Annotated in this window: 14 protein-coding genes and 2 riboswitches; of the genes, 6 read left to right on the top strand and 8 right to left on the bottom strand. The window is 65.6% G+C overall.

All coding sequences use genetic code 11. The features are described from left to right. Positions 1 to 5 precede the first annotated feature (5 nt). Positions 6 to 1,097, bottom strand: coding sequence for a cobalamin biosynthesis protein CobW (gene cobW / locus NE850_RS31915; RefSeq protein ID WP_310699855.1), 1,092 nt, complete (start codon positions 1,095 to 1,097; stop codon positions 6 to 8). 192 nt (positions 1,098 to 1,289) lie between these two features. Continuing rightward, a riboswitch (cobalamin riboswitch) is annotated at positions 1,290 to 1,571 on the bottom strand. A 67-nt stretch (positions 1,572 to 1,638) separates the two neighbouring features. Next, a riboswitch (cobalamin riboswitch) is annotated at positions 1,639 to 1,892 on the top strand. 235 nt (positions 1,893 to 2,127) lie between these two features. On the opposite strand from cobW, the gene cobA reads away from it, so the two are divergent. The 5 genes from cobA to bluB are packed head-to-tail and all read left to right on the top strand — an operon-like array spanning position 2,128 to position 5,963. Then, the gene (cobA, locus tag NE850_RS31910) at positions 2,128 to 2,898 is read left to right on the top strand and encodes a uroporphyrinogen-III C-methyltransferase (protein ID WP_310699857.1); all 771 of its coding nucleotides are present in this window, start codon (positions 2,128 to 2,130) and stop codon (positions 2,896 to 2,898) included. After that, the gene (locus tag NE850_RS31905; RefSeq protein ID WP_007177054.1) at positions 2,895 to 3,353 is read left to right on the top strand and encodes a cobalamin biosynthesis protein; all 459 of its coding nucleotides are present in this window, start codon (positions 2,895 to 2,897) and stop codon (positions 3,351 to 3,353) included. The genes cobA and NE850_RS31905 overlap by 4 nt, the downstream gene beginning before the upstream one ends. Then, on the top strand, positions 3,350 to 3,952 hold the full coding sequence (cobO, locus tag NE850_RS31900) for a cob(I)yrinic acid a,c-diamide adenosyltransferase (protein ID WP_007177053.1): 603 nt from the start codon (positions 3,350 to 3,352) through the stop codon (positions 3,950 to 3,952). Before NE850_RS31905 ends, cobO begins: the two co-directional genes overlap by 4 nt. 3 nt (positions 3,953 to 3,955) lie before the next feature. Beyond that, positions 3,956 to 5,308 (top strand): cobyrinate a,c-diamide synthase, encoded by a 1,353-nt coding sequence (locus NE850_RS31895; protein WP_007177052.1) that lies wholly within the window; start codon positions 3,956 to 3,958, stop codon positions 5,306 to 5,308. Then, the gene (gene bluB, locus NE850_RS31890; RefSeq protein ID WP_007177051.1) at positions 5,292 to 5,963 is read left to right on the top strand and encodes a 5,6-dimethylbenzimidazole synthase; all 672 of its coding nucleotides are present in this window, start codon (positions 5,292 to 5,294) and stop codon (positions 5,961 to 5,963) included. Before NE850_RS31895 ends, bluB begins: the two co-directional genes overlap by 17 nt. Before the next feature lie 10 nt (positions 5,964 to 5,973). Here bluB and NE850_RS31885 read toward each other — a convergent pair whose 3' ends face one another. The 7 genes from NE850_RS31885 to NE850_RS31855 all read right to left on the bottom strand — a co-directional run bounded on the left by NE850_RS31885 (position 5,974) and on the right by NE850_RS31855 (position 17,816). Next, positions 5,974 to 6,618 carry a DUF4136 domain-containing protein gene (locus NE850_RS31885; protein WP_007177050.1) on the bottom strand — a complete coding sequence of 215 codons (645 nt, stop codon included), beginning with the start codon at positions 6,616 to 6,618 and terminating at the stop codon, positions 5,974 to 5,976. After that, positions 6,615 to 9,107 (bottom strand): CHASE2 domain-containing protein, encoded by a 2,493-nt coding sequence (locus tag NE850_RS31880; RefSeq protein WP_007177049.1) that lies wholly within the window; start codon positions 9,105 to 9,107, stop codon positions 6,615 to 6,617. Before NE850_RS31880 ends, NE850_RS31885 begins: the two co-directional genes overlap by 4 nt. Before the next feature lie 66 nt (positions 9,108 to 9,173). Continuing rightward, positions 9,174 to 10,628, bottom strand: coding sequence for a FecR domain-containing protein (locus NE850_RS31875; protein ID WP_007177048.1), 1,455 nt, complete (start codon positions 10,626 to 10,628; stop codon positions 9,174 to 9,176). Continuing rightward, positions 10,625 to 11,362 carry a response regulator transcription factor gene (locus NE850_RS31870; RefSeq protein WP_007177047.1) on the bottom strand — a complete coding sequence of 246 codons (738 nt, stop codon included), beginning with the start codon at positions 11,360 to 11,362 and terminating at the stop codon, positions 10,625 to 10,627. Before NE850_RS31870 ends, NE850_RS31875 begins: the two co-directional genes overlap by 4 nt. Positions 11,363 to 12,318: 956 nt before the next feature. Next, positions 12,319 to 13,107 carry a peptidoglycan DD-metalloendopeptidase family protein gene (locus tag NE850_RS31865; protein ID WP_405044910.1) on the bottom strand — a complete coding sequence of 263 codons (789 nt, stop codon included), beginning with the start codon at positions 13,105 to 13,107 and terminating at the stop codon, positions 12,319 to 12,321. Between the two features lie 347 nt (positions 13,108 to 13,454). Further along, positions 13,455 to 16,907 (bottom strand): DEAD/DEAH box helicase, encoded by a 3,453-nt coding sequence (locus NE850_RS31860; RefSeq protein WP_165188274.1) that lies wholly within the window; start codon positions 16,905 to 16,907, stop codon positions 13,455 to 13,457. A 126-nt stretch (positions 16,908 to 17,033) separates the two neighbouring features. Beyond that, entirely contained in the window at positions 17,034 to 17,816 is a 783-nt protein-coding gene (locus NE850_RS31855; protein WP_007177044.1) for a DeoR/GlpR family DNA-binding transcription regulator, read from the bottom strand. Positions 17,817 to 18,099: 283 nt separating this feature from the next. On the opposite strand from NE850_RS31855, the gene NE850_RS31850 reads away from it, so the two are divergent. Next, positions 18,100 to 20,610 (top strand): FAD-dependent oxidoreductase, encoded by a 2,511-nt coding sequence (locus NE850_RS31850; protein ID WP_310699853.1) that lies wholly within the window; start codon positions 18,100 to 18,102, stop codon positions 20,608 to 20,610. Positions 20,611 to 20,632 lie beyond the last annotated feature (22 nt).

Below are 20,632 nucleotides of genomic sequence, written 5' to 3'. Positions count from 1 at the left end.
AGCGCTTACGCCTGTTGTGTTTCGACGCCCGAAGGCACGCCGAGCGCCGTGTCGAACGCACGCTGCAACGCGGCCTGATCGAGATCCTCGCCAATCAGCACGAAGCGGCTCGGGCCGCTTTCACCGGCCTGCCAGCGTCGATCGAAATAGCTGTCGAAGCGGCGGCCCACGCCCTGAATCACCAGGCGCATCGCCGCGCCCGGCAGCGCCGCGAAACCTTTGACGCGGTAGATCGTGTTCGTTTCGACGAGCCCTTGCAGCGCGGCGATCACCGCCTCGCGCGACGGTGCATTCGCGTGCACGACCACCGAATCGAATTCGTCGTGGTGGTGGTCGGCGTCCTCGGCGGAACCGTGGTGATCGTGGCGCAGGTGGATCGTATCTTCCGAAGCCGCTTCGAGGCCCAGCAACGCGTGCAGATCGAGCTGGCCCATCTGCGCGCGCACGATCTTCACTTGCGGCGGAATTTCTTCCCGGATCGAAAGTTCGACCGCGCTTTGCTGCGCGTCGTCGAGCAAATCCGTTTTGTTCAGAATCACCAGATCGGCGGCGGACAACTGATCCTCGAACAACTCGTGCAACGGCGATTCGTGATCGAGATTCGGATCGGCCTTGCGTTGCGCATCCACGGCAAGCGGATTGTCGGCGAACTGGCCGCTCGCCGCAGCCGGTCCGTCCACCACGGTGACCACGGCGTCCACGGTAAAACTGTTCTTGATCTGCGGCCAGTTGAACGCCTGCACCAGCGGCTTCGGCAACGCGAGACCCGACGTTTCGATCAGCACGTGATCGATCTGATCGCGGCGCTCGACCAGTTTCTCCATCACCGGAAAAAACTCTTCCTGCACGGTGCAGCACAAACACCCGTTTGCCAGTTCATACAACTGGCCTTCGGTTTCGACGCCGTTTTCATCGCAACCGATTCCGCAACCCTTGAGAATTTCCCCGTCGATGCCCAGCTCGCCGAACTCGTTGACGATCACCGCAATGCGCTTGCCGCCCGCATGCTGAAGAATATGCCGCAGCAGCGTGGTCTTGCCGCTGCCGAGAAAGCCTGTGACGATGGTGACGGGGATCTTGCGCATTTGAGTTTGCATCGTGAGGTCCATCCGTAGGAGTTGCACGTGCACGCCGGGCGTTTGTGTGTCTGTCCGCATGAGCCGGGTAAACGGCGCGTAAGTCCAGCGAGCCAGGACGACAACACAACACGGGGACGAACGACGGGTTGCCGCGACAACAAAAACAGAAAGCGGAAGTGAGGTCATGAACGCGCTACCGCATCCCCGCGGTGTTCGTCCTTCGTATCTGGCCGGTATCCGGGCTGGCGAAAGCGCCGCTTCCCCTTCCCGGGCGAGTGATTTCTCGCCCAGTGGTGATATGTCTACGCGGCCTTGCGCGTGGACATCGAAGCCGGCTCCGCGGCGCTAAAGAACTGACCTTAGCACCACATTTCGCTTACCGTTGCGGGGGCAGCACAGGTTGACCCGTTCCATGACAGGCGGGCACCCTGTTTCCCGTTTAACTGCATGCGCACGAGCGCGCATGCGAGCACCAAAGTGCGTGCGAGTGTAGGCCCGCAGCCCGCGGCAGTCAAGAAAACGCCGGCCGCAAGCGCTTATCGGACGGGACGCCATGTGCTATCGTATGCGCGCGTTTGGTGCCCGCACATGCATTCGCGTGTGCAGTTAAACGGGAAACAGGCCGCGCTTCATGCGCTCAACCTGTGCTGTCCCCGCAACGGTAAGCGACCTGCGGCGCAATGTTGAGTTGTCTTGCGCCGCGCATGCGTTTTTTTCGATGCCACTGTCCTGCACATTCCAGCGAATGCGGACGGGAAGGCAAAGCGCATGAGGCCGCCAGCCCGGATACCGGCCAGACGCGGAGGCGGCGAACCTCAGGGCAACATCGCGCCGCCGGCCGCCGGAATCCGCGAGGGACGGATGTGAAGGCGCTGAAGCACGACGTGGTGCGTCCGTATGCGGGTTCCCGGAGGAACCGTTGCGAGCCGCGCATTGCGCCGTGCCTGAATCCGTAGCAGTGCATGCCCCAAAAGTCCGCTCTCCGGTGCTCGTTCGCGCCTGCCCCTGATCCGCTCGTCACTACATGGCGCCCGCCATGCACGTCGCGATGACCCGCGCCTGGCTGATCGGCGCCGGTCCCGGCGACGTCGAACTCATGACGCTCAAGGCCACCCGTGCATTGGCACAAGCCGATGTAGTGCTGGTCGACGATCTGGTGAATCCCGACGTACTCCAGTTCGCGCGCGCCGACGCACGCGTCGTCCATGTCGGCAAACGCGGCGGACATCCGTCCACACCGCAGGAAGGCATCGTCGCGCAATTGCTCGAGCACGTGCGGGCCGGGCGCAGCGTCGCGCGCCTGAAAGGCGGCGATCCGTTCGTGTTCGGCCGGGGCGGCGAAGAACAGCAGGCGCTGCATGCGGCGGGCATCGAGGTGGAAGTCATCAACGGCATTACGGCGGGAATCGCGGCACCTGCGGCAATCGGCATTCCGGTCACGCATCGCGACCACGCGCAAGGCGTGGTGTTCGTCACCGGGCACGGCGCGGGCAGCGCTGAGCCGGACTGGGCCGCGCTGGCGGCCACGCGCATGACACTCGTGATCTACATGGGCATGCGGCGCCTGAGCGAAATCGTCGACGCGTTGCTCGCGGCCGGCATGAGCGCCGAAATGCCGTGCGCGGCGATCGAATCGGCGACCCGTCCCGAGCAACGCCATGTGCTCGCGCGGCTCGGTGAGTTTGCCGGGCGCGTCTCGCGTGCGGGACTCGGCTCGCCGGCGATCGTGGTAATTGGCGGTGTGGCGTCGCTCGCGTTGGCGCGCGACGCTGCGTATGCCAAGACTGCAACGTTGCCGGCGAACGGAGACGTACCATGAAAACGCTGAGCGTAGGCATTGGTTGTCGCTTGCACAGCGCGGCTGGGCAGATCGAAGCAGCGGTGCGCGCCGCGCTCGGCCCGCATTCCTTCGACGAAATCGCCACCGTGGCCTCGATCGATACCAAAGCCCACGAAGCCGGCCTGCTCGAATTCTGCGCTCGCCATGCACTGCCGCTGACATTCTTCAGCAGTGAGCAGATCGCGGCGCTGCCCATAGCGGAGCCGTCAAGCGCGGTGCGCGAGCATCTCGGCGTGGACGGCGTCTGCGAGCCGTGCGCCTTGCTTGCAGCAACGACCAGACGCGGCGAAACCGCCGCTTTTCATGCGCATCGAGCACGGCTTCTCGTGCGCAAAACCGTCCATGCCGGCGTTACCGTGGCGATCGCCTCGAGCGCCGCCCACGCTGAACGCGACCACCCTAACAACGACACTCAGGAACAGAACCTGCCATGAAGACCGATCCCGAATCGCATCAACGCATGACCGAGCGCCGACGCGAGGGCCATGAGAAAAAGCAGGCCAACGCCACGGTCGAAAAAGGTCTGCTGATCGTCAATACCGGCACGGGCAAGGGCAAAACCACCGCCGCGTTCGGCATGGCCGTGCGCGTGCTGGGTCACGGCATGCGCCTCGGCGTCGTGCAGTTCATCAAGGGCGCGCTGCACACGTCAGAGCGCGACTTTCTCGGCGCGATCGCCAACTGCGATTTCGTCACGATGGGCGACGGCTACACCTGGAACACGCAGAACCGCGACGCCGACATCGCGACGGCGCGCAAAGGCTGGGACGAAGCGCGCCGCATGATCGAAAGCGGCGACTACCAGATGGTGATCCTCGACGAACTGAACACGGTGCTCAAGTACGAATATCTGCCGCTCGACGAAGTCCTGTCGGTGCTCACCGCACGCGCGCCAATGCTGCATGTGGTGGTGACCGGCCGTCACGCGCCTGATGCGCTGATCGAAGCCGCCGATCTCGTCACCGAAATGCGCATCGTCAAGCATCCGTATCGCGAGCAGGGCGTGAAAGCGCAGCGCGGCGTGGAGTTCTGACGCATGTCCGCGCCCCCCAAGGGCACGTCCGCCGAAGCGTCTCCCGCGGAGACGTCCCTTGGAGCGTGCCCCGCCCTCTTTATCAGCGCGCCCGCATCCGGCCAGGGCAAGACCACGATCACCGCGGGTCTGGCGCGCTATCACCGGCGGCTGGGGCGACGCGTGCGCGTCTTCAAGACCGGACCGGACTTTCTCGATCCGATGATTCTGGCGCGCGCAAGCGGCGCGCCCGTCTTCTCGCTCGATCTGTGGATGGTGGGCGAAGCCGCCTGCCGCACGCTGCTCGCGCAAGCGGCGGCGCAAGCCGATCTGATCCTGATCGAAGGCGTAATGGGCCTGTTCGACGGCACGCCGAGCAGCGCCGATCTCGCCACCACGTTCGGCGTGCCGGTGCTCGCGGTGATTTCGGCGAAGGCGATGGCGCAGACCTTCGGCGCGGTCGCTTTCGGTCTCGCACAATTCCGGCCGCAGGTGCCGTTTTACGGCGTGCTCGCCAATCGCGTCGGCTCCACGCGACATGCGCAGATGCTTCAGGAAGCGTTGCCGCCGGGACTGCGCTGGTGCGGGCACATTGCCGCCGGCGACGAAATCGGGTTGCCCGATCGTCACCTGGGCTTGCACCAGGCAGACGAAATCGACGACCTCGACGCGCGTCTCGATCACGTCGCCGACACGCTCGGCGGCACCGCGCTCTGCGAACTGCCGCCGCCGGTCGAATTCGGCATGCCAGCCCGGCAGAGCTTGCCGCGCCTGCTGGAAGGCAAAACGATCGCCATCGCGCGCGACGCCGCGTTCTCGTTCATCTATCCGGCCAACGTCGCGCTGCTGGAATCCCTTGGCGCGCGGATCGGCTACTTCTCGCCGCTCGCCGACGAAGCCCCGCCCGAACACGCCGACGCGCTGTATCTGCCAGGCGGCTACCCCGAACTGCACGCCGCGGCGCTCGCGGCCAACACCCGCAGCGCCGCCGGCATTCGTGCGCACGCGAGCGCCGGCAAGCCGCTCGTCGCCGAATGCGGCGGCATGCTCTATCTGCTCGACCGGCTCACCGACACGCAAGGCGTGAGCACGCCGATGCTCGGCCTGCTGCCCGGCCACGCGACAATGCAAACGCGCTTCACCGCGCTCGGCATGCAGCAGATCGACAGCCGGCACGGGCCGATGACCGGCCACACGTTTCACTACTCGAAGCTGAACACCCCGCTCACGCCGCTTTGTTCGGCCACCCGGCCGCAAAGCGACGCACCCGGCGAGGCCGTCTACCGTGCCGGCTCGATCGTGGCGAGCTATATGCACGCTTATTGGCCCTCCAACCCGGCCTTTGCGGCCGCCCTGTTCCATGGCGAAGCCTTTTGACGAATCGGAGCGCGACGCCGTCTACCGCGCGATTTACGAACGCCGCGACATGCGTCATTTCGTGCGCGATCCGGTCGATCCGGCCGTGCTGCAACGCCTGCTCGGCGCGGCGCATCACGCGCCGAGCGTCGGCTTCATGCAGCCGTGGCGGATCGCGCGGATCACCGACCCCGTTTTGCGCAAGGCCTTGCACGACGCCGTGGAAACCGAACGCCTCGCCACCGCCGACGCGCTCGGCAAACGCCGCGAAGAGTTCATGAAGCTGAAAGTGGAAGGCATGCTGGACTGCGGCGAGCTGCTGGTGATGGCGCTGATGGACGGGCGCGAGCGGCACATATTCGGCCGCCGGACCTTGCCGGAGATGGACCTCGCGTCGGTGGCGTGCGCGATCCAGAACATGTGGCTCGCGGCACGCGCGGAAGGTCTGGGTATGGGCTGGGTGTCGCTATTCGACCTCGACGCGGTGCGCCGGTTGCTGCGCATGCCCGAAGGCGCGCGGCCCGTGGCGATTCTGTGTCTGGGCCATGTCGACCAGTTCTATAGCGAGCCGATGCTGGAAACCGAACGCTGGGCGAGCCGTTTGCCGCTCGCCGACTGCGTATTCGAAAACCGCTGGCCGGAAGCGGACAACGAACCGCGCAACGAGCCCGGATGATGCGCGCGAGTCACGGCTGAAGCGGCTTCACCGACACGACCTTCGGCACGCCACTCGTCTCGTCTGTGCGCAGTTTCACCCGCCAGTCGGGCGGTGCGTCGAAGGGAAATCTGGCCAGCGCGCTTTTGACGAGCGCCGGCATGGCATGCTGCGGATCCGCATCGCGATCGCTGCTGGACGCACTGACTTTATAAACCTCCTGCCCGCTCACGCGCTCGAAAAACCGCAACGTGAGCGCGTGCCGGTAGGCCGGCCCGCCCAACAGCGAGAACGGCGCGTCGGGCGCGCGCCCGCAGTCGCTCGCCATGCAGCCTTTTTCGCCGACGCCGATCGTCGCCGGGCGCGTGTCGTAAGCAATCGAGAGCAGATAACGCGCGGACTGCCCCGTCGTTGCGGCAAAACCCTGCTTTGCAAGCTCATCCGCCAGCAGGCTTTCGAATCGCGGATGCTCCGCGCTGGCCTCCTGCGACGGCATGCGCGCGATCGCGTAGGTCCGTTCGCCTTGCAGCGCGGCGGCGGCATGGGTGGCGTCGGCGGTATGCACGTCGGCACTCAGGCCTGCGCAGCCGGTGAGACTCGCCGCGGCCAGCGCGGCACAGATCAGGATCGCTTTCACCATCTTCTCGCTTCGATAAGGTGCGTGTTCATGCGTCATGTCCGCTCCGTGACGGAGGCGCCCGACTGCGCGTCTTCGAGCACCGGCAGGCGGATCGTAAATGCCGTGCCGCGGCCGGGTTCGCTGGCCACTTCGACATCGCCGCCGTGACGCGTGACGACCGTCTTGACGAACGCCATGCCGAGCCCCGCGCCGCCCACTTCCGGCCGCTCGGTTTCGTGAAAGCGCCGGAAACGCTCGAACAGACCCGCCTGCCGATCCTTCGGAATGCCGTAGCCCTGGTCGCGAATCGTGCACGACACGCGCCTCGTCGCGCCCGGCCCGGCCTTCGGCGTCAGGCTCGCAAGACTGCAGACGATCCGCGTATCCGGCGGACTGTACTTCACCGCGTTGTTCAGAATGTTGACGAGCGCGCGCGTCATCAGCGAACGGTCGGCGTAGATCCAGTGACCGTCGTCGGCAGCGTCGGCGGTTGCCGTTTCCGTGTGCAGCGTGATGCGCTTGGCGTGCGCCTGCGGCCAGACTTCGTCGCTGGCGTCGATCAGCAACTCGGTCAGACTCACCGGTTCCAGCATATAGGTTTGCGATTCGGCACGCGCCAGTTGCACGAAGTCGTCGGCCAGCGTGAGGGCACGCTGCGCGTAGCGTTCGATGCGCTCCAGCAAGGCGCGCGCGAGCACCGGCTCGCTGCGGGCGCGCTCGATCTCCACCAGCGCCAGAATCGACGCCTGCGGCGAGCGCATGTCGTGCGACAGGAGCCGCAGCGCGTCTTCCCGCTGACGCTCGGCCGCATGCAGGGCCGACACGTCGACGAGGCCCGCGATCCAGCCGGTGGTCTCGCCCTGCTCGTTGGTGCAGTTCGCGTAGCGCAGCAAATGGTCGCGCTCGCGGGCGTCGCGCACCTCGACGCCGTGCGCCATCAACGCGGCGAATTCGCGGCGCGCCGGATCGAGCGGCGCCGGCCAGTGCGCGCGGGCGAGCAGATTGTTTTCGGCGTCCGACGCCGCGTCGCTGTCGATCGTCTTCACGAGCGTCAGGCCGCCCAGCACGGCCTGCATCGGACGGCCTTCGAGCGGCGCGCCGAGGTGCGCGAAATGCGCCTTGGCGGCGTGGTTCGCGATCAGCACGACGCCGCGCACGTCGCTAACGAGGATCGGCTCCGGCATGCTGTCGAGGCTGTCCCACACGAAACGCTTCATGTCCTGCACGCGCTGCGCGGCCTGCGCCATCAGCGCCATGTGCTGCTCCAGCACGTCGCCGCCGAACTCGCGGCGGCGCTGCGGCGTTTCCGGCAGCAGGTGGGGTTCGTCGGCGAGACGTTGCAGTTCTTCGCGCAGATACGCCATTGTCATTTCCAGGCGCCGCCAGTTCCAGATCGGATAAACCGCCACCACGCCGACGATCGCCGGCACCGGCGACATCCAGAGCCGCGCACCGTAGAGCAAGACGGCGCTGCCGGACGCCGCAAGCAGGCACAGCGCGCCGGTCAGCAGCAGCGAACGGCGCGGCGACAACACCAGAAAACCGGCCAGCAGCGCGGCAAGCGGCAGCAGCGACACCGCGAACAGCGCCCACCGCGCGGCCGGCTCGATCTCGCGGCCGGTAAGCAGCGTGTCGAGCACGTTTGCATGGATATACACGCCGGGCAGCGGCCCGAGTTCGCCGGACACCGGCGTCGCAAAGCGGTCGTACAAACCGGACGCGGTCACGCCGATCAGCACGATGCGGCCGCGCAACTGGTCCGGCGTCACGTCGCCGGCGAGCACGCTGGCGAAACTCAGCTTCGGGTAGCTCTGCGCATTCCGGCCGAATGGGATCAGGAAGCGGCTTTCGCCGCCGTCGTCGGGCGCGGCCACGGTCGTGGTCGTGGTCGAAGCATGGCGGGGCTGCCCGCCATTCAGGTGCAGCGCGCCATGCTCGACCGCCTGGGCGACCGGCACCATCAATTGCGGCCAGCGTGAATCGGCGTCGCCCTCGTATTGCGCGACGCTGCGCACAATGCCGTCGCTGTCGACTTCGAGATTGATATGGCCCAGCCCCGCCGCCGCTTGCGCGAACGGCGCCACCGGCTCGACCACGGCCCGGCGCCCGCCGCTGTCAGGCGCGGTGAGCAGCACCGGCAGATAGGTCGGACTCAGCGCGATAGCGCGGGCCAGCTCGGCGTCCTGCGGATTGGCCTCGGTGAACAGCACGTCGTAGATCACCGCGGCGGGCTTCGCTTTCGCGATCTGTTCGAGCAGCTTCGCGTGGACACTGCGCGGCCACGGCCAGCGGCCAAGTTGCGCGATGCTCGCGTTGTCGATTTCGAGCACGACGATGTCGCGCAGCAAAGGCTGTGCGTGCAGGCTCAGAAAGCGGTCGTAGACCAGATGATCGACGCTCGCGCTCAGGCGGCCGAGCGAACTGAGCAGAATCACCACGATGCCGAGACAGCCGATGCCCACCCATTCGATCAGGAAGCGGCGGCCGGCGCGCCGTCCGAGACGGGCGCGCGGGTCGAGGCTCAGGCGCGTAGAGGTGGTCGGCAAAGCTTTGCTTGGTTCAGGGCCAGGAAGCGGGCTGATGAATCGCTCAGCCCTGTGAATCTACCAGCGTCAGCGCGCAAGCGTAAACGAGCGCACCGCGCTGCTCTTCTCGTAGAAGCGGCCGTTCTCGAACTGCTCGGCGACGATCGTCCAGTAATAAACGCCGGCCGGCAGATCGCTCACCACCAGTTGGCCGCCCGACAGATCGGTGCGGTCCACGAGCGGATGGCGCAGATCGTCGGTCGTCGCCAGCACGAAACGGAAGCGTGTCTCGACCGTGGCGCGGCTGACAAACCAGCGGAACTCATAGTCGCGGCTGCCGGCCCGCTGGGTGGCCGAAGCGGCCAACCCGAACTGGCGGCGTTCGAACGCATACACCTGCGGCAATCCTTCGAGCCCGTTGCTGTCGATCGCGGCGATTCGCACGAAATAGGTGCCGTCGGCCAGGTCGCCGAAATCCGCATGCGGCGCGCTCACGCGCAGCTCGCGGATCAGATCGAGCTGGTCGGCGTCGCGCGCGATCTGCACACGGTAGGCCATGGCGTGTTCGGACGGAACGAGGTCGAACGCGACCGTCTTGCCGTCCTGCACTTTAGCCGGCTGCGCGAGCGCGGGCGCGGGCAGCAACTCGATCGGGCCGCCAATCGCTCCGCCTGCCCGCGTCACGCTGCCGAAGCGCGCCGGCACGAGCTGAGCGGAGGCCTGCAGCGGCGCACCGGGCGGCGGCGCCGAGGCACGTCCGGCGAGCACGGCCGGGTCGACGCCGACCGAGCCGTCCAGCACTTCTACCGCGGTGGTTCGCGCGTCGCCATCGTAGGCGACCTTGAAGCGCGTTCCACGCACGCCCGCCACCACTGACGGCGAGCGGATCTGGAAGCGGTCGTCCTTTTTCGTGGCGTGCGTGACCTGGCTCTCGACTTCGCCGCTGCGCAGTTCGAGCAAGCGGTCGCCGGCGCCGGTCAGCGTGGTGCGCCGCAGTGTGCCGATATCCAGCAGGCCGTTCTGCGCCATCGTGACGTGCGAGCCGTCGGGCAATTCCAACGTCACAAAACCGTTTTCCCCGGTGCGGATGCGATCGCCCTCGCCGAGCGTCGCGCCTTCCGCGAGCGGCACGTAGGGGTTCGTGCCGAACGCGTGCTCAGCCGGGCCGCTCGTCGCGATCACACGGGCCGATTCCTGTTCCTGTTTGAGCCTGTCGGCGGGCAAACGCAAGACAATGCCGGCCGGCATGCGGCGTGGCGCGGGCACATGATTCAGGCGGCTCAGCGCGGCCCAATCGCTCGGGTCGCGCATATAGTTGCCGGCGATGTCGTACAGCGTGTCGCCTTCGTGGGTCACGTACGAGACGTACACCGGCGCCGCGGCTTTCGCACGCGGCTTCAGCACACGCGACGATTGCGCATACGCGGATACAGGCGCAAAGCAGGCCATCGCGAGCAGGCCGGCTGCCGCGAGCAACGCGCCGCTGCGGCGGCCCGGCGAAACCGCGCTGCCGCGCGGCGCCACACCGGCGGAAAACGTCACGCCTCCCCCGCTTCGGGGCGCTCATCGAGCGCGGGCGGCGGCGTGGCGGATTCGATCCGCTCCAGCCGGTAGCCATAGCCGTAAATCGGCGTCAGCCGGTAGCCGCGCTCCGGGCGCAGACCGAGCTTGCTGCGCAGCATCGACACGTGAGTGTCCATCGTGCGCGACGGAATGTCGGTCGCCTGTTTCCAGATCACGTCGAGAATATGCGCGCGCGACAGCGGCCGGCTCAGATGCTGGAACAGCAACAGCGCGAGCTCGAATTCCTTTTGCGTGACGGCAACCGTCGTGCCGCGCACCACCACGTGCTTGGCGCTCAGGTCGAATTCGAATTCGCCGAACACTTCCTTCACTGCGGCCGGCTTGAGGTGATAGGCGCGGCGCAGCAGCGAGCCGACGCGCGCCAGCAGGACCGCGGCGGAAACCGGCTTGACGACATAGTCGTCCGCACCCGTGTTGAGAATCGACGTGATGTCGCTTTCACGGCCGCGGCTCGTCATGAACAGCACCGGCAGGCGCTCGGAAAGACTCTCCCGAACCCAGCGCAGCACCTCTTCACCCGACATGTCGGGCACGTTCCAGTCGAGCACCAGCAGATCGAAGGTCTGGCGGCGCAACTGCCTCACCAGTTCTCGGCCCGCACCGTATGCGTGACAGATATGGCCCGCCGCCGACAGCGTTTGGCAAACCAGATCGGCCTGAGCCGAATCGTCATCCAGGACAGCAATTCTCATAAAACCCCGCAACGCGACATCGTCGTTCGTAACTGGTGGCCGGCTTACCGGCAGACGACCGGGATGACGGCGCTCACACCGACGATCCGGCTTCCCATTTCATCTTCGGCGGCACATTTTTCGACTAATGGTCCTTTGCCTTGCGCCCTGCTCAGTTCCGCCCCGTCTCAAAATTGGCGCGCATTGTTCGCTTTATCGCGCCGGGTATCGAGGGGCAGGTCATCATAATCGAAAAAACGGCCGTTCTTTTCCCGGATGCGATCAGGCGCTTATCCGGTTCGGCTATGTGATTCTCTAGCCTTTTGCGGCATTTTCAGCAGGGTACTTATCGGCCCGGCTGGTTATGCACATCGACCGCAAGGGTCGTCGTTTCAGCGGCTGGTCTCGCTCGCACGGTAATTGGCCCCGTTCGCCGTTGTCTTTTTCAGGCTGCGTCCCGCATTCGGGAAACGGCGATTTGACAATTTGCGAGTCAGTATAGAAACAGTCTCAAAATAAATCGTTTAAAGATTGTTAAGTCAAAGGCAGGAAGAGGACGAAGCCGTACGGAGCGGGCAAAAAAATGCGGCACCGCCTCCGTCCAGAGGCCGACGCCGCTCAACACACTACACGCTCGCGGGGGTCTAACCACACAAGTGCCATCAAATTAGCCGCTCCGAAATTCCAACTCAAGATGAAAGAACTGCTTTTGTAACTGGAAGCGCGGTAGTTATTACTTCGGCGGTAATGCGTTACGGATAGAACCGTTGTGGCTTCTGGCGTCGAAAATGGTATGAATTGAAGCGGCAGCAACTGTCGATTTACAGACGCAGAAGGTTTGTTACAGATGGATCGGCTCGGCGGAATATCGAAGCCACGTCCGATCAATCATGCGATGGCGGGACGTCGCGCTTCTTTCGTCCGTGCCTCATCGTTCGTTATGTGCGAGTGAATGGCGAGCCCGCCGCTGCGCCGCGTCACTGGCGCTTTGGAAGGTACTTGAGCGGATCGGCCGGTTTGCCGTCCACTCGCACTTCGAAGCGCAACGACGCCTCGCCTTTATCGTCCGTGCCCATTTCGGCGATCGGATCGCCCGCCTTGACGGAGGTGCCTTCCTTGACGAGCAGCGCGCGGTTGTTGCCGTATGCCGTCAACAGATGCGCGTCGTGCTTGATGATGACCAGTTTGCCGTACGCCGCGATCCGGCCGCCCGAGTACACGACACGACCGCCCGACGCCGCCCTCACGGTTTCGCCGATGTGCCCGCCCATCACGATCCCCTTTGTGCTGCCCGACACGAATCGCTCGGTCAGTGGACCGCCGGCCGGCCAGGCAAGTCGCGCCTTTGCGGGCGGGGGTTCGTTCAAGCTATCCGCGAAGATCGCGCGCGCTTGCGCAAGCGAGTCCGATGGCGCGTTCGACGCCGGCGCACCGCCGTCGACGATCGGCGGCGCGACGCGCAGCACCTGGCCGATGCGCAGGCCGTCGTCAGCCGACAGGTGGTTCCATTGCGCAATCGCCGCAGGCTCGCGACCGAACGCCTTGGCAACGCCGGTCTGCGTGTCGCCCGGATTGACGCGGTAGAAGCCGGCAGGCACCGTTGGGGCAGGTTCAGATGCGGACGTCGGCGCGCCTGCAACATTGGCCAAAGCAGCCGGCACCGTGCCAGGCCTGAACTGCGCGCAGCCAGCGAACAACCCAACCAGCGACAAAGCAAACAGCGCGGAAAAGCCCGACCTGAGGTATCGGGACAAACAGGATTTCATCGAGAGGAATTCGGTAAAGTGCGCGAGTAAATCGCGCGGGTGGCTTGGCCGCGGTTGTCGCGACCGCCGCTAACCGGAAGCAGTGTCGAAGCGGATTGCCATTGCGTGCGGCAATTCATCCGGCCGCGTGTACGGCGGCAACGGCAACAATCTGCTTCTTCATGAGCGACGTGTCCTCAACGTACTGCGTTGAATGACCTTTTCACGGTCGCGTGTTCAACGAGTGTCAGGAGAAAGCGTTGACGGCGTCGCCGGGAGCGCGGCGCGCATTGACCATTTGTCACGCTTTTGGGCTACGCAGCGGCAAAACTGAGGATATTTGAAAGCCGCCGCGACCATGCCGCGCATCATCTGCCGCTTTCAATTTCCGGCATCGGTGCGAACAGCGCATCGAGATCGTCGTCCGAGAACTTGGCGGCGCCCGCGGCGTCTTCAGAAAGAATGCTGTCGGCGAGTCCCGCCTTCTGCTCCTGCAACTCCACGATCTTTTCTTCGATGCTGCCCGCCGCGATCAGCTTGTACACGAACACGGGCTTGTCCTGTCCCAGCCGATGCGCGCGGTCCGTCGCCTGATTCTCGGCAGCCGGGTTCCACCACGGGTCGTAGTGGATCACGGTGTCGGCGGCGGTCAGGTTCAGGCCCACGCCGCCCGCCTTCAGGCTGATCAGGAAGAGCGGCACCTCGCCTTGCTGGAAACGCTCGACCGGCGTAACGCGATCCGCCGTGTCGCCGGTGAGAATGACATAGGGAATCGCGGCTTCTTCGAGCGCTTCGGCAATCAGCGACAACATGCCGGTGAACTGCGAGAACAACAGCACGCGGCGTCCTTCCTCGATCAGTTCCGGCAACATCGACAGAAGCAGGTCGAGCTTGGCTGATCGCATGGCGCGCGCGCCCTTCTCGATTCTGTCCGTCCTGTCGTGCGTCTCATGCGCATCGCCCGCCGCCTTGAGCGTGCGGACCAAGCGCGGGTCGCAGCACACCTGGCGCAGCTTCAGCAAGGCATCGAGCACGATGATATGGCTGCGCGCGAGCCCTTGCGCGCTGACCGCGGCGCGCACTTTCTCCTGCATCGCCGTGCGCACGGTTTCGTACAGATCGCGCTGCGCCCCTTCCAGGTCCACGGAGCACAGGATCGTCGTCTTGGCCGGCAACTCCCTGGCGACCTCGTCCTTGCGCCGGCGCAGCATGAACGGCCGGATGCGGCGCGCCAGCAACGCGCGGCGCACGCCGTCGCCGTTCTTCTCGATCGGATTGCGCCAGCGTTTGGTGAAGTCTTTCTGGCTGCCGAGAAACCCCGGCAACAGAAAATCGAACTGCGACCACAGCTCGCCGAGATGATTCTCCAGCGGCGTGCCCGTCAGACACAGCCGATGCCGCGCGCGCAGCCCACGTATCGCCTGGGCGGCTTTGGTGGTGGCGTTCTTCACGTACTGCGCCTCGTCGAGAATCAGCAGGTGATAGTCATGCCCGGCGAGCACCTTCTGATCGCGCCACAGCAGCGCGTACGTGGTCAGAATCAGCTCGTGTTCGCCGATCTGCTCGAAGCGCTCCTTGCGCTGCGGGCCGTTCAGCACCAGCACTTTCAGTTCGGGCGCGAAGCGGCGCGCTTCCTCGCGCCAGTTGTGCACGAGCGTGGTCGGCACAACGATCAGCGCGGGCCGGTCGAGACGCCCCGCTTCTTTCTCCGCGAGGATATGCGCGAGCGTCTGCACGGTCTTGCCCAGACCCATGTCGTCGGCGAGCACGCCGGCCAGATCCTGTTCGCGCAGAAACTGCATCCAGTTCAGGCCTTCTTGCTGATAAGTCCGCAATTCAGCCTTCAGGCCGCGCGGCACCGGCACCTCGCGCAGCCCCGGACCGGCTTGCAGACGCTGCGCCAGTTGGCGGATCGAATCTTCACCGCGAAATTGCCAGCGGCCGGTGCCGTTCAACGCTTCGAGCCGGCCCGCGTCGACGGACGCCACGCGCAGCGGCGCGCCTTCGGCAAGCGAACCGCCCAGCGCGTCGAACAGATCGACGAGCACGCGCACCACCGGTTTCAGGCGGTCGGCGCGCAGGCGCAGGCGTTTGTTCTCCTCGGTCTTCAGCTCGATCGGCTCGTCGTCGGCGATGGTTTCGAGCGCGCCGCTCAGCCAGCGCCGGTCGCGCCTGAACAGGTCGGCGAGCAGCGGTTCGAGCCGCACGTTGCGCTCGCCGATGCGAATGCCCATCTCCAGATCGAACCAGCCGTCGCCGGCCTGATGCGCAGTACCTTCGATCGCGTCAATCTCGATCACGTTGTAGCGGAACTCGGGCGCCATCGTGACGCGCCAGCCTTTGCTCACGAGATCCGGCACCGAGTCGTTGACGAACGCGGACCACGCCTCGGCATCGGCCAGGCCGAGCATGGTGTCGGGCAGCAGGCGCGACGCATGGACCCGGCTGGTCGGCACCTTCTGCAAACCGGTCTTGCGCAGTTCGAGCAGACGCTTTTTCTCAGCCTCGTAGCGGCGGCGGATATGAATGACGTCGCCGCCCGGCATCGGCACGAGCGTCACGCTGCTATCCACATTGATGCTCACGCCTTCGTAATCGAAACTGACGCCGGCCAGTTCGACCGCCGCGGAATGCCGCAAACCCGCCTTGCTCGTCGCCGACGGCAACGCGTGACTGTTGAGCGTGAGCACCGGCACGGGATCGACGTCGATCACCCGAATCGCGGACGCGTCGTGCGTGGGCGGCAGCGGCAACTCGGGCGCGATCTCGCGCAGCACCGAGGCGACCAGCGGCGCTTCGGCGAGCGAGATGGGCGGCATGGCGAGGTAATCGGGCAACTGCTGGAACGGCAGCGACGACTGGACGATGCCCGCCTCATTCGCGACGCCGTCCACATACCAGACCGGCTCGGTCGGCAGCACCATGCTGGCGCGCGGCTCGGTGCAGAGCACGGGCCGCAGGCGCTCGTCGGCGAGCGGCTCCCATTCGATCCGGCCGGGCCGGTCGGTGCCGCGCGACAGCGGGATCGGCCCGTCGCGGCCGGAGCCATGCGTGAAATCGACGAACAGCCGGCCCGTCGCGATGAGTTTCTGCAGCATCTCCGCGCCGCTCGTGCCGCGCAGGATGAACTGCCCGAAATCCTCGCGGGAGCGGCCGAGCCACAGACCGCGCAGGATCGACAGGTCTTCGTCGGAAACGAATTTGGGCTGCTTGAGGAGCGCCGCTTCCACATTGCCCCAGGGCTCGGCCACTTCGACTATCGCACCGTCCGGATTGCAGCGCGCGCGGTACAGCACGACCTCGTGGCGCATGTGGAATCTGGACCAGGTCAACCGGTAGGCGAGCGTCTGGGTGCGTGGGGCGCTCGCCTTCTGGGCGTCGGCGTCCGCAGCTTCGGCGCGGGCGCGAAAACGCTCGAGCCAGCTGACCAGTTCGGGCCGCACGCCAGCGGCCGATCCGGGGTTCGCCACGGGCTCGCGCGCCAGGTCGCGCGCGGTCTCGCCCTCGTCGTCCAGGTGGACGTGGGTGACATGGTCCATCTCGTCGTGATAGTCGAGCTCGGCGAACAGCAGCGCGGCAACGTGCTTGCAGTTGCGGCCGACCGGACAGCTGCATTCGCCCTGCGCCCAGGGCGCACCGCCGTCGGTACGAAACCGCACGCGCGTCTTGTACGGAAGCGGCTGCGTGCCCTGCACCTCGCCGCTGAGCGTGGAGCCGTGCCACTGCACATGAGTGACGGGGCCGACCGAGCGCGCCTTGGCGACGGTGTGTTCGCCGAGCCACTCTGCAATGCGATCCCGATCGAAGAAAACTGACGACATCAGCGTCCATTCCTATTCAAGCCGGCAAAGGCAGGCGCGCGCGGACAGAATCAGCCCGACGGCGCGCGGGTGGCGCCGGCCGGCGAGTTTCCGCGCGGCATCGATTGCCTGTGGTAACCGGCCATTTTACGCGTTGGACGAACCTGGCTGTGTGGCGACCTCCACATCCAGCCCGGCCGCCGCGAACACCTGAGCCAATGCGGGCGCGGGCGCTTCGTCCGTCACCAGCAGATTGACGGCGTCCGCGCCGAAAGCGTGCACCAGCGCGCTATGGCCGAATTTCGCGTGATCCGCCGCCACCACCCGCCGCTCGGCCTGAGCAAAGGCGGCCAGCGAAAACGCTACGTCGGCAGGCAGCGCGTCCATGAAACGCCCCTGCATATCGATCGCGGTGACCGAGACGATCGCGTAGCGCACGTGGAACTGGCGCAGGAAAGCCTGCGCGCTGTCTCCCACCGCGGCGCAGTCGTCGGGGCGCAACTCGCCGCCCGCGATGAACACGCGGTTGCCGTTGCGCGGCGCGAGCACACGGGCGACTTCGGTGGAATTGGTCACGACCGTGAGCCGCGAGCGGGCGGCAAGCGCGTGCGCAATATGCAGACAGGTCGTGCCGCCCTCGAGAATCAGCGAATCGCCGTCTCGCACCAGTTCGCCGATGCGCGCGCCGATCGCCCGCTTGCCTTCGGCGCTCGCCGCCATGCGCCGCTGGAACGGCGGTTCGTCCAGACGCTCGGGCAGCATGATGCCGCCGTGGACCTTGGTCAGCAGGCCGCCGGCGATCAACGGCTTGATATTGCGGCGGATGGTTTCGTCGGACACGTCGAAGCGGCCGGCAAGATCGGTGATCGTACAGGTGCGCTGCTCGCGGACGAGTCGCAGGATTTCGGCTTGGCGCTGGTTGGAGAACATGGGAATTGGGCGGTGAGTGTCTGCTGGAGTCTAGCAAAAGTCACGCTTCGGTGTGGTTAATGGCCACACGTTTCCAAGCAAAACCACACTTCAGCGACGGCTGGCCGCGTGCGGGTTGCGGGGCTGCGTTGCCGTGCGTCAAACCCCGCCTAGCGGTGGCGTCGGCAACTTGATAGCCCGACGAGCGTATGGCACAGCAGGTTTCCCGGTAACGTCAGATGCCCGTTGCATTTCGTGTCTTTTTGCGGCAATCTATTCCGACATAATCAACAACTTTCCACATATGTCAACATCGGTTCCTACCCACACTCGCGTCGTCATCATCGGCGGCGGGATCATCGGCTGTTCGGTCGCCTATCACCTGACCAAATTGGGCTGGACCGATGTGGTGCTGCTCGAACAGGGCCAACTGTCGTGCGGCACGACCTGGCATGCAGCCGGACTCGTCGGCCAGTTGCGCGCCCAGGAGAGCATGACCCGGCTGATCCGCTATTCGACCGCGCTCTACGCCGAACTCGAAGCCGCCACCGGCCTCGCCACCGGCTGGAAGCAATGCGGCTCGCTTTCGGTGGCCCGCACGGCCGAGCGGATGACGCAACTCAAACGCACCGCAGCCGTCGCGCGCGCCTATGGCGTGGCCTGCGAGGTGATCAGCCCGCAGGAAGCCGGCGACCTGTGGCCGGTCATGCACACCGACGACCTGCTCGGCGCCGTCTGGCTGCCCGGCGACGGCAAGGCGAATCCGACCGACCTGACCCAGGCCTTGGCCCGCGGCGCCCGGATGCGCGGCGCCCGGATGCGCGGCGCGCGCATCGTCGAAAACACCCGCGTCACGGCGATCCACACGCGCACCGCGCAAGACGGCAAGACAAGCGGCGCACGCGAAGTCAGCGGCCTCGCATGGCGCAACAAGGACGGCGAAACCGGCACGATCGGCGCGGACATCGTCGTGAATTGCGCGGGTCAATGGGCCAAGGCGGTCGGCCGGCTGTGCGGCGTGACCGTGCCGCTGCATTCGGCCGAGCATTACTACATCGTCACGGAACGCATTGCGGGCGTGCATCCGGATCTGCCGGTCATGCGCGATCCGGACGGCTTCATCTACTTCAAGGAGGAAGTGGGCGGCCTCGTGATGGGCGGCTTCGAACCGGATGCGAAACCGTGGGGCATGAACGGCATTCCCGAGAATTTCGAATTCCAGCTGCTGCCGGACGATTGGGATCAGTTCGAAATCCTGATGAAAAACGCGCTGCAGCGCGTGCCCGCCCTCGAAACAGCTCAGGTGCGGCAGTTCTATAACGGCCCCGAATCGTTCACGCCGGACAACAACTTCATGCTGGGCGAAGCGCCCGAACTGCGGCGCTTTTTCGTCGGCGCGGGTTTCAATTCTATGGGAATCGCCTCGGCGGGCGGCGCGGGCATGGCGCTCGCGGAATGGATCGTGGCGGGCGAACCGACCATGGACTTGTGGCCCGTGGATATTCGCCGCTTCGCGCGCTTTAACGGCAACGACACGTGGCTTCACGATCGCGTGAAGGAAACGCTCGGCCTGCATTACGCGATGCCGTGGCCGAATCGCGAACTCGACAGCGCGCGGCCGTTTCGCCGCTCGCCGCTGTATTCGCTGCTGCGTGACGAGGGCGCGTGTTTCGGCAGCAAGATGGGTTGGGAGCGCGCCAACTTTTTCGCGCCCTCACCCGCTGAAGCGAGAATCGACTACGCGTTCGGCCAGCAGAACTGGCTGCCCTGGAGCGGCGCCGAACATCGCGCGTGCCGCGAAGGCGTCGCGCTGTTCGACATGACGTCGTTCTCCAAATTTCTGGTCAAGGGCCGCGACGCGCAAAGCGTGCTGCAAGGCATCGTCGCCAACGACGTGGACGTGCCGACCGGCGCCACGGTCTACACCGGCATGCTCAACGAGCGCGGCGGCTACGAATCGGATTTCACGCTCACGCGCCTCGCCGACGATCAATACCTGCTCGTCACCGGCAGCGCGCAAACCACGCGCGACTTCGACACCATTGAGCGGGCGATTCCACACGATAAACACTGCACGCTAGTCGACGTCACCGGACAGTACGCGGTGCTCGCCGTGATGGGTCCACGCTCGCGCGAGTTGCTGCAAAGCGTCTCCAAAGCGGACTGGAGCAATGAAGCATTCGCTTTTGGCCAAAGCCGCGAGGTGGATCTCGGCTACGCCACGGTGCGCGCCACGCGCCTCACCTATGTCGGCGAACTGGGCTGGGAACTGTATGTGCCGGTCGAATTCGCCGTGGGCGTGTACGAAACGTTGCATGCAGCGGGCAAAGCGTTCGGCCTCGTCAACGCGGGCTACTATGCGATCGACTCGTTGCGCATCGAGAAAGGCTATCGCGCGTGGGGCCGTGAACTCACGCCGGACACCAATCCGTTCGAAGCGGGCTTGTCGTTCGCGTGCAAGCTCGGCAAGGACATTGCGTTTCGCGGTCGCGACGCGCTGCTGAAACTGCGCGCCGAGCCGCTGCGCCGCCGCATGGTCGTGCTGACGGCCGACGGTGCCGCGCAACGCATGCTATGGGGCGGCGAAGCGATCCTGCGCGACGGCAAGCCGGTCGGCTTCGTCAGTTCGGCGGCATTCGGGCACACGCTCGGCTGTCCGGTCGCGATGGGCTATGTGAACAACCCCGACGGCGCGGCGGATGCCGCGTATCTGAACAGCGGCCGCTATGCAATCGATGTCGCCGGCGAACTGCTGCCGGCCACCGTGCATCTGAAAGCGCCTTATGATCCGCGTTCAGAACGCGTGAAGAACTGAAGCATTAACAACTCGTTAACAA

It is taken from the genome of Paraburkholderia sp. USG1 (assembly GCF_031570135.1).
GTDB lineage: Bacteria > Pseudomonadota > Gammaproteobacteria > Burkholderiales > Burkholderiaceae > Paraburkholderia > Paraburkholderia dioscoreae.
This window is presented reverse-complemented; position numbering and strand designations above follow the sequence as displayed.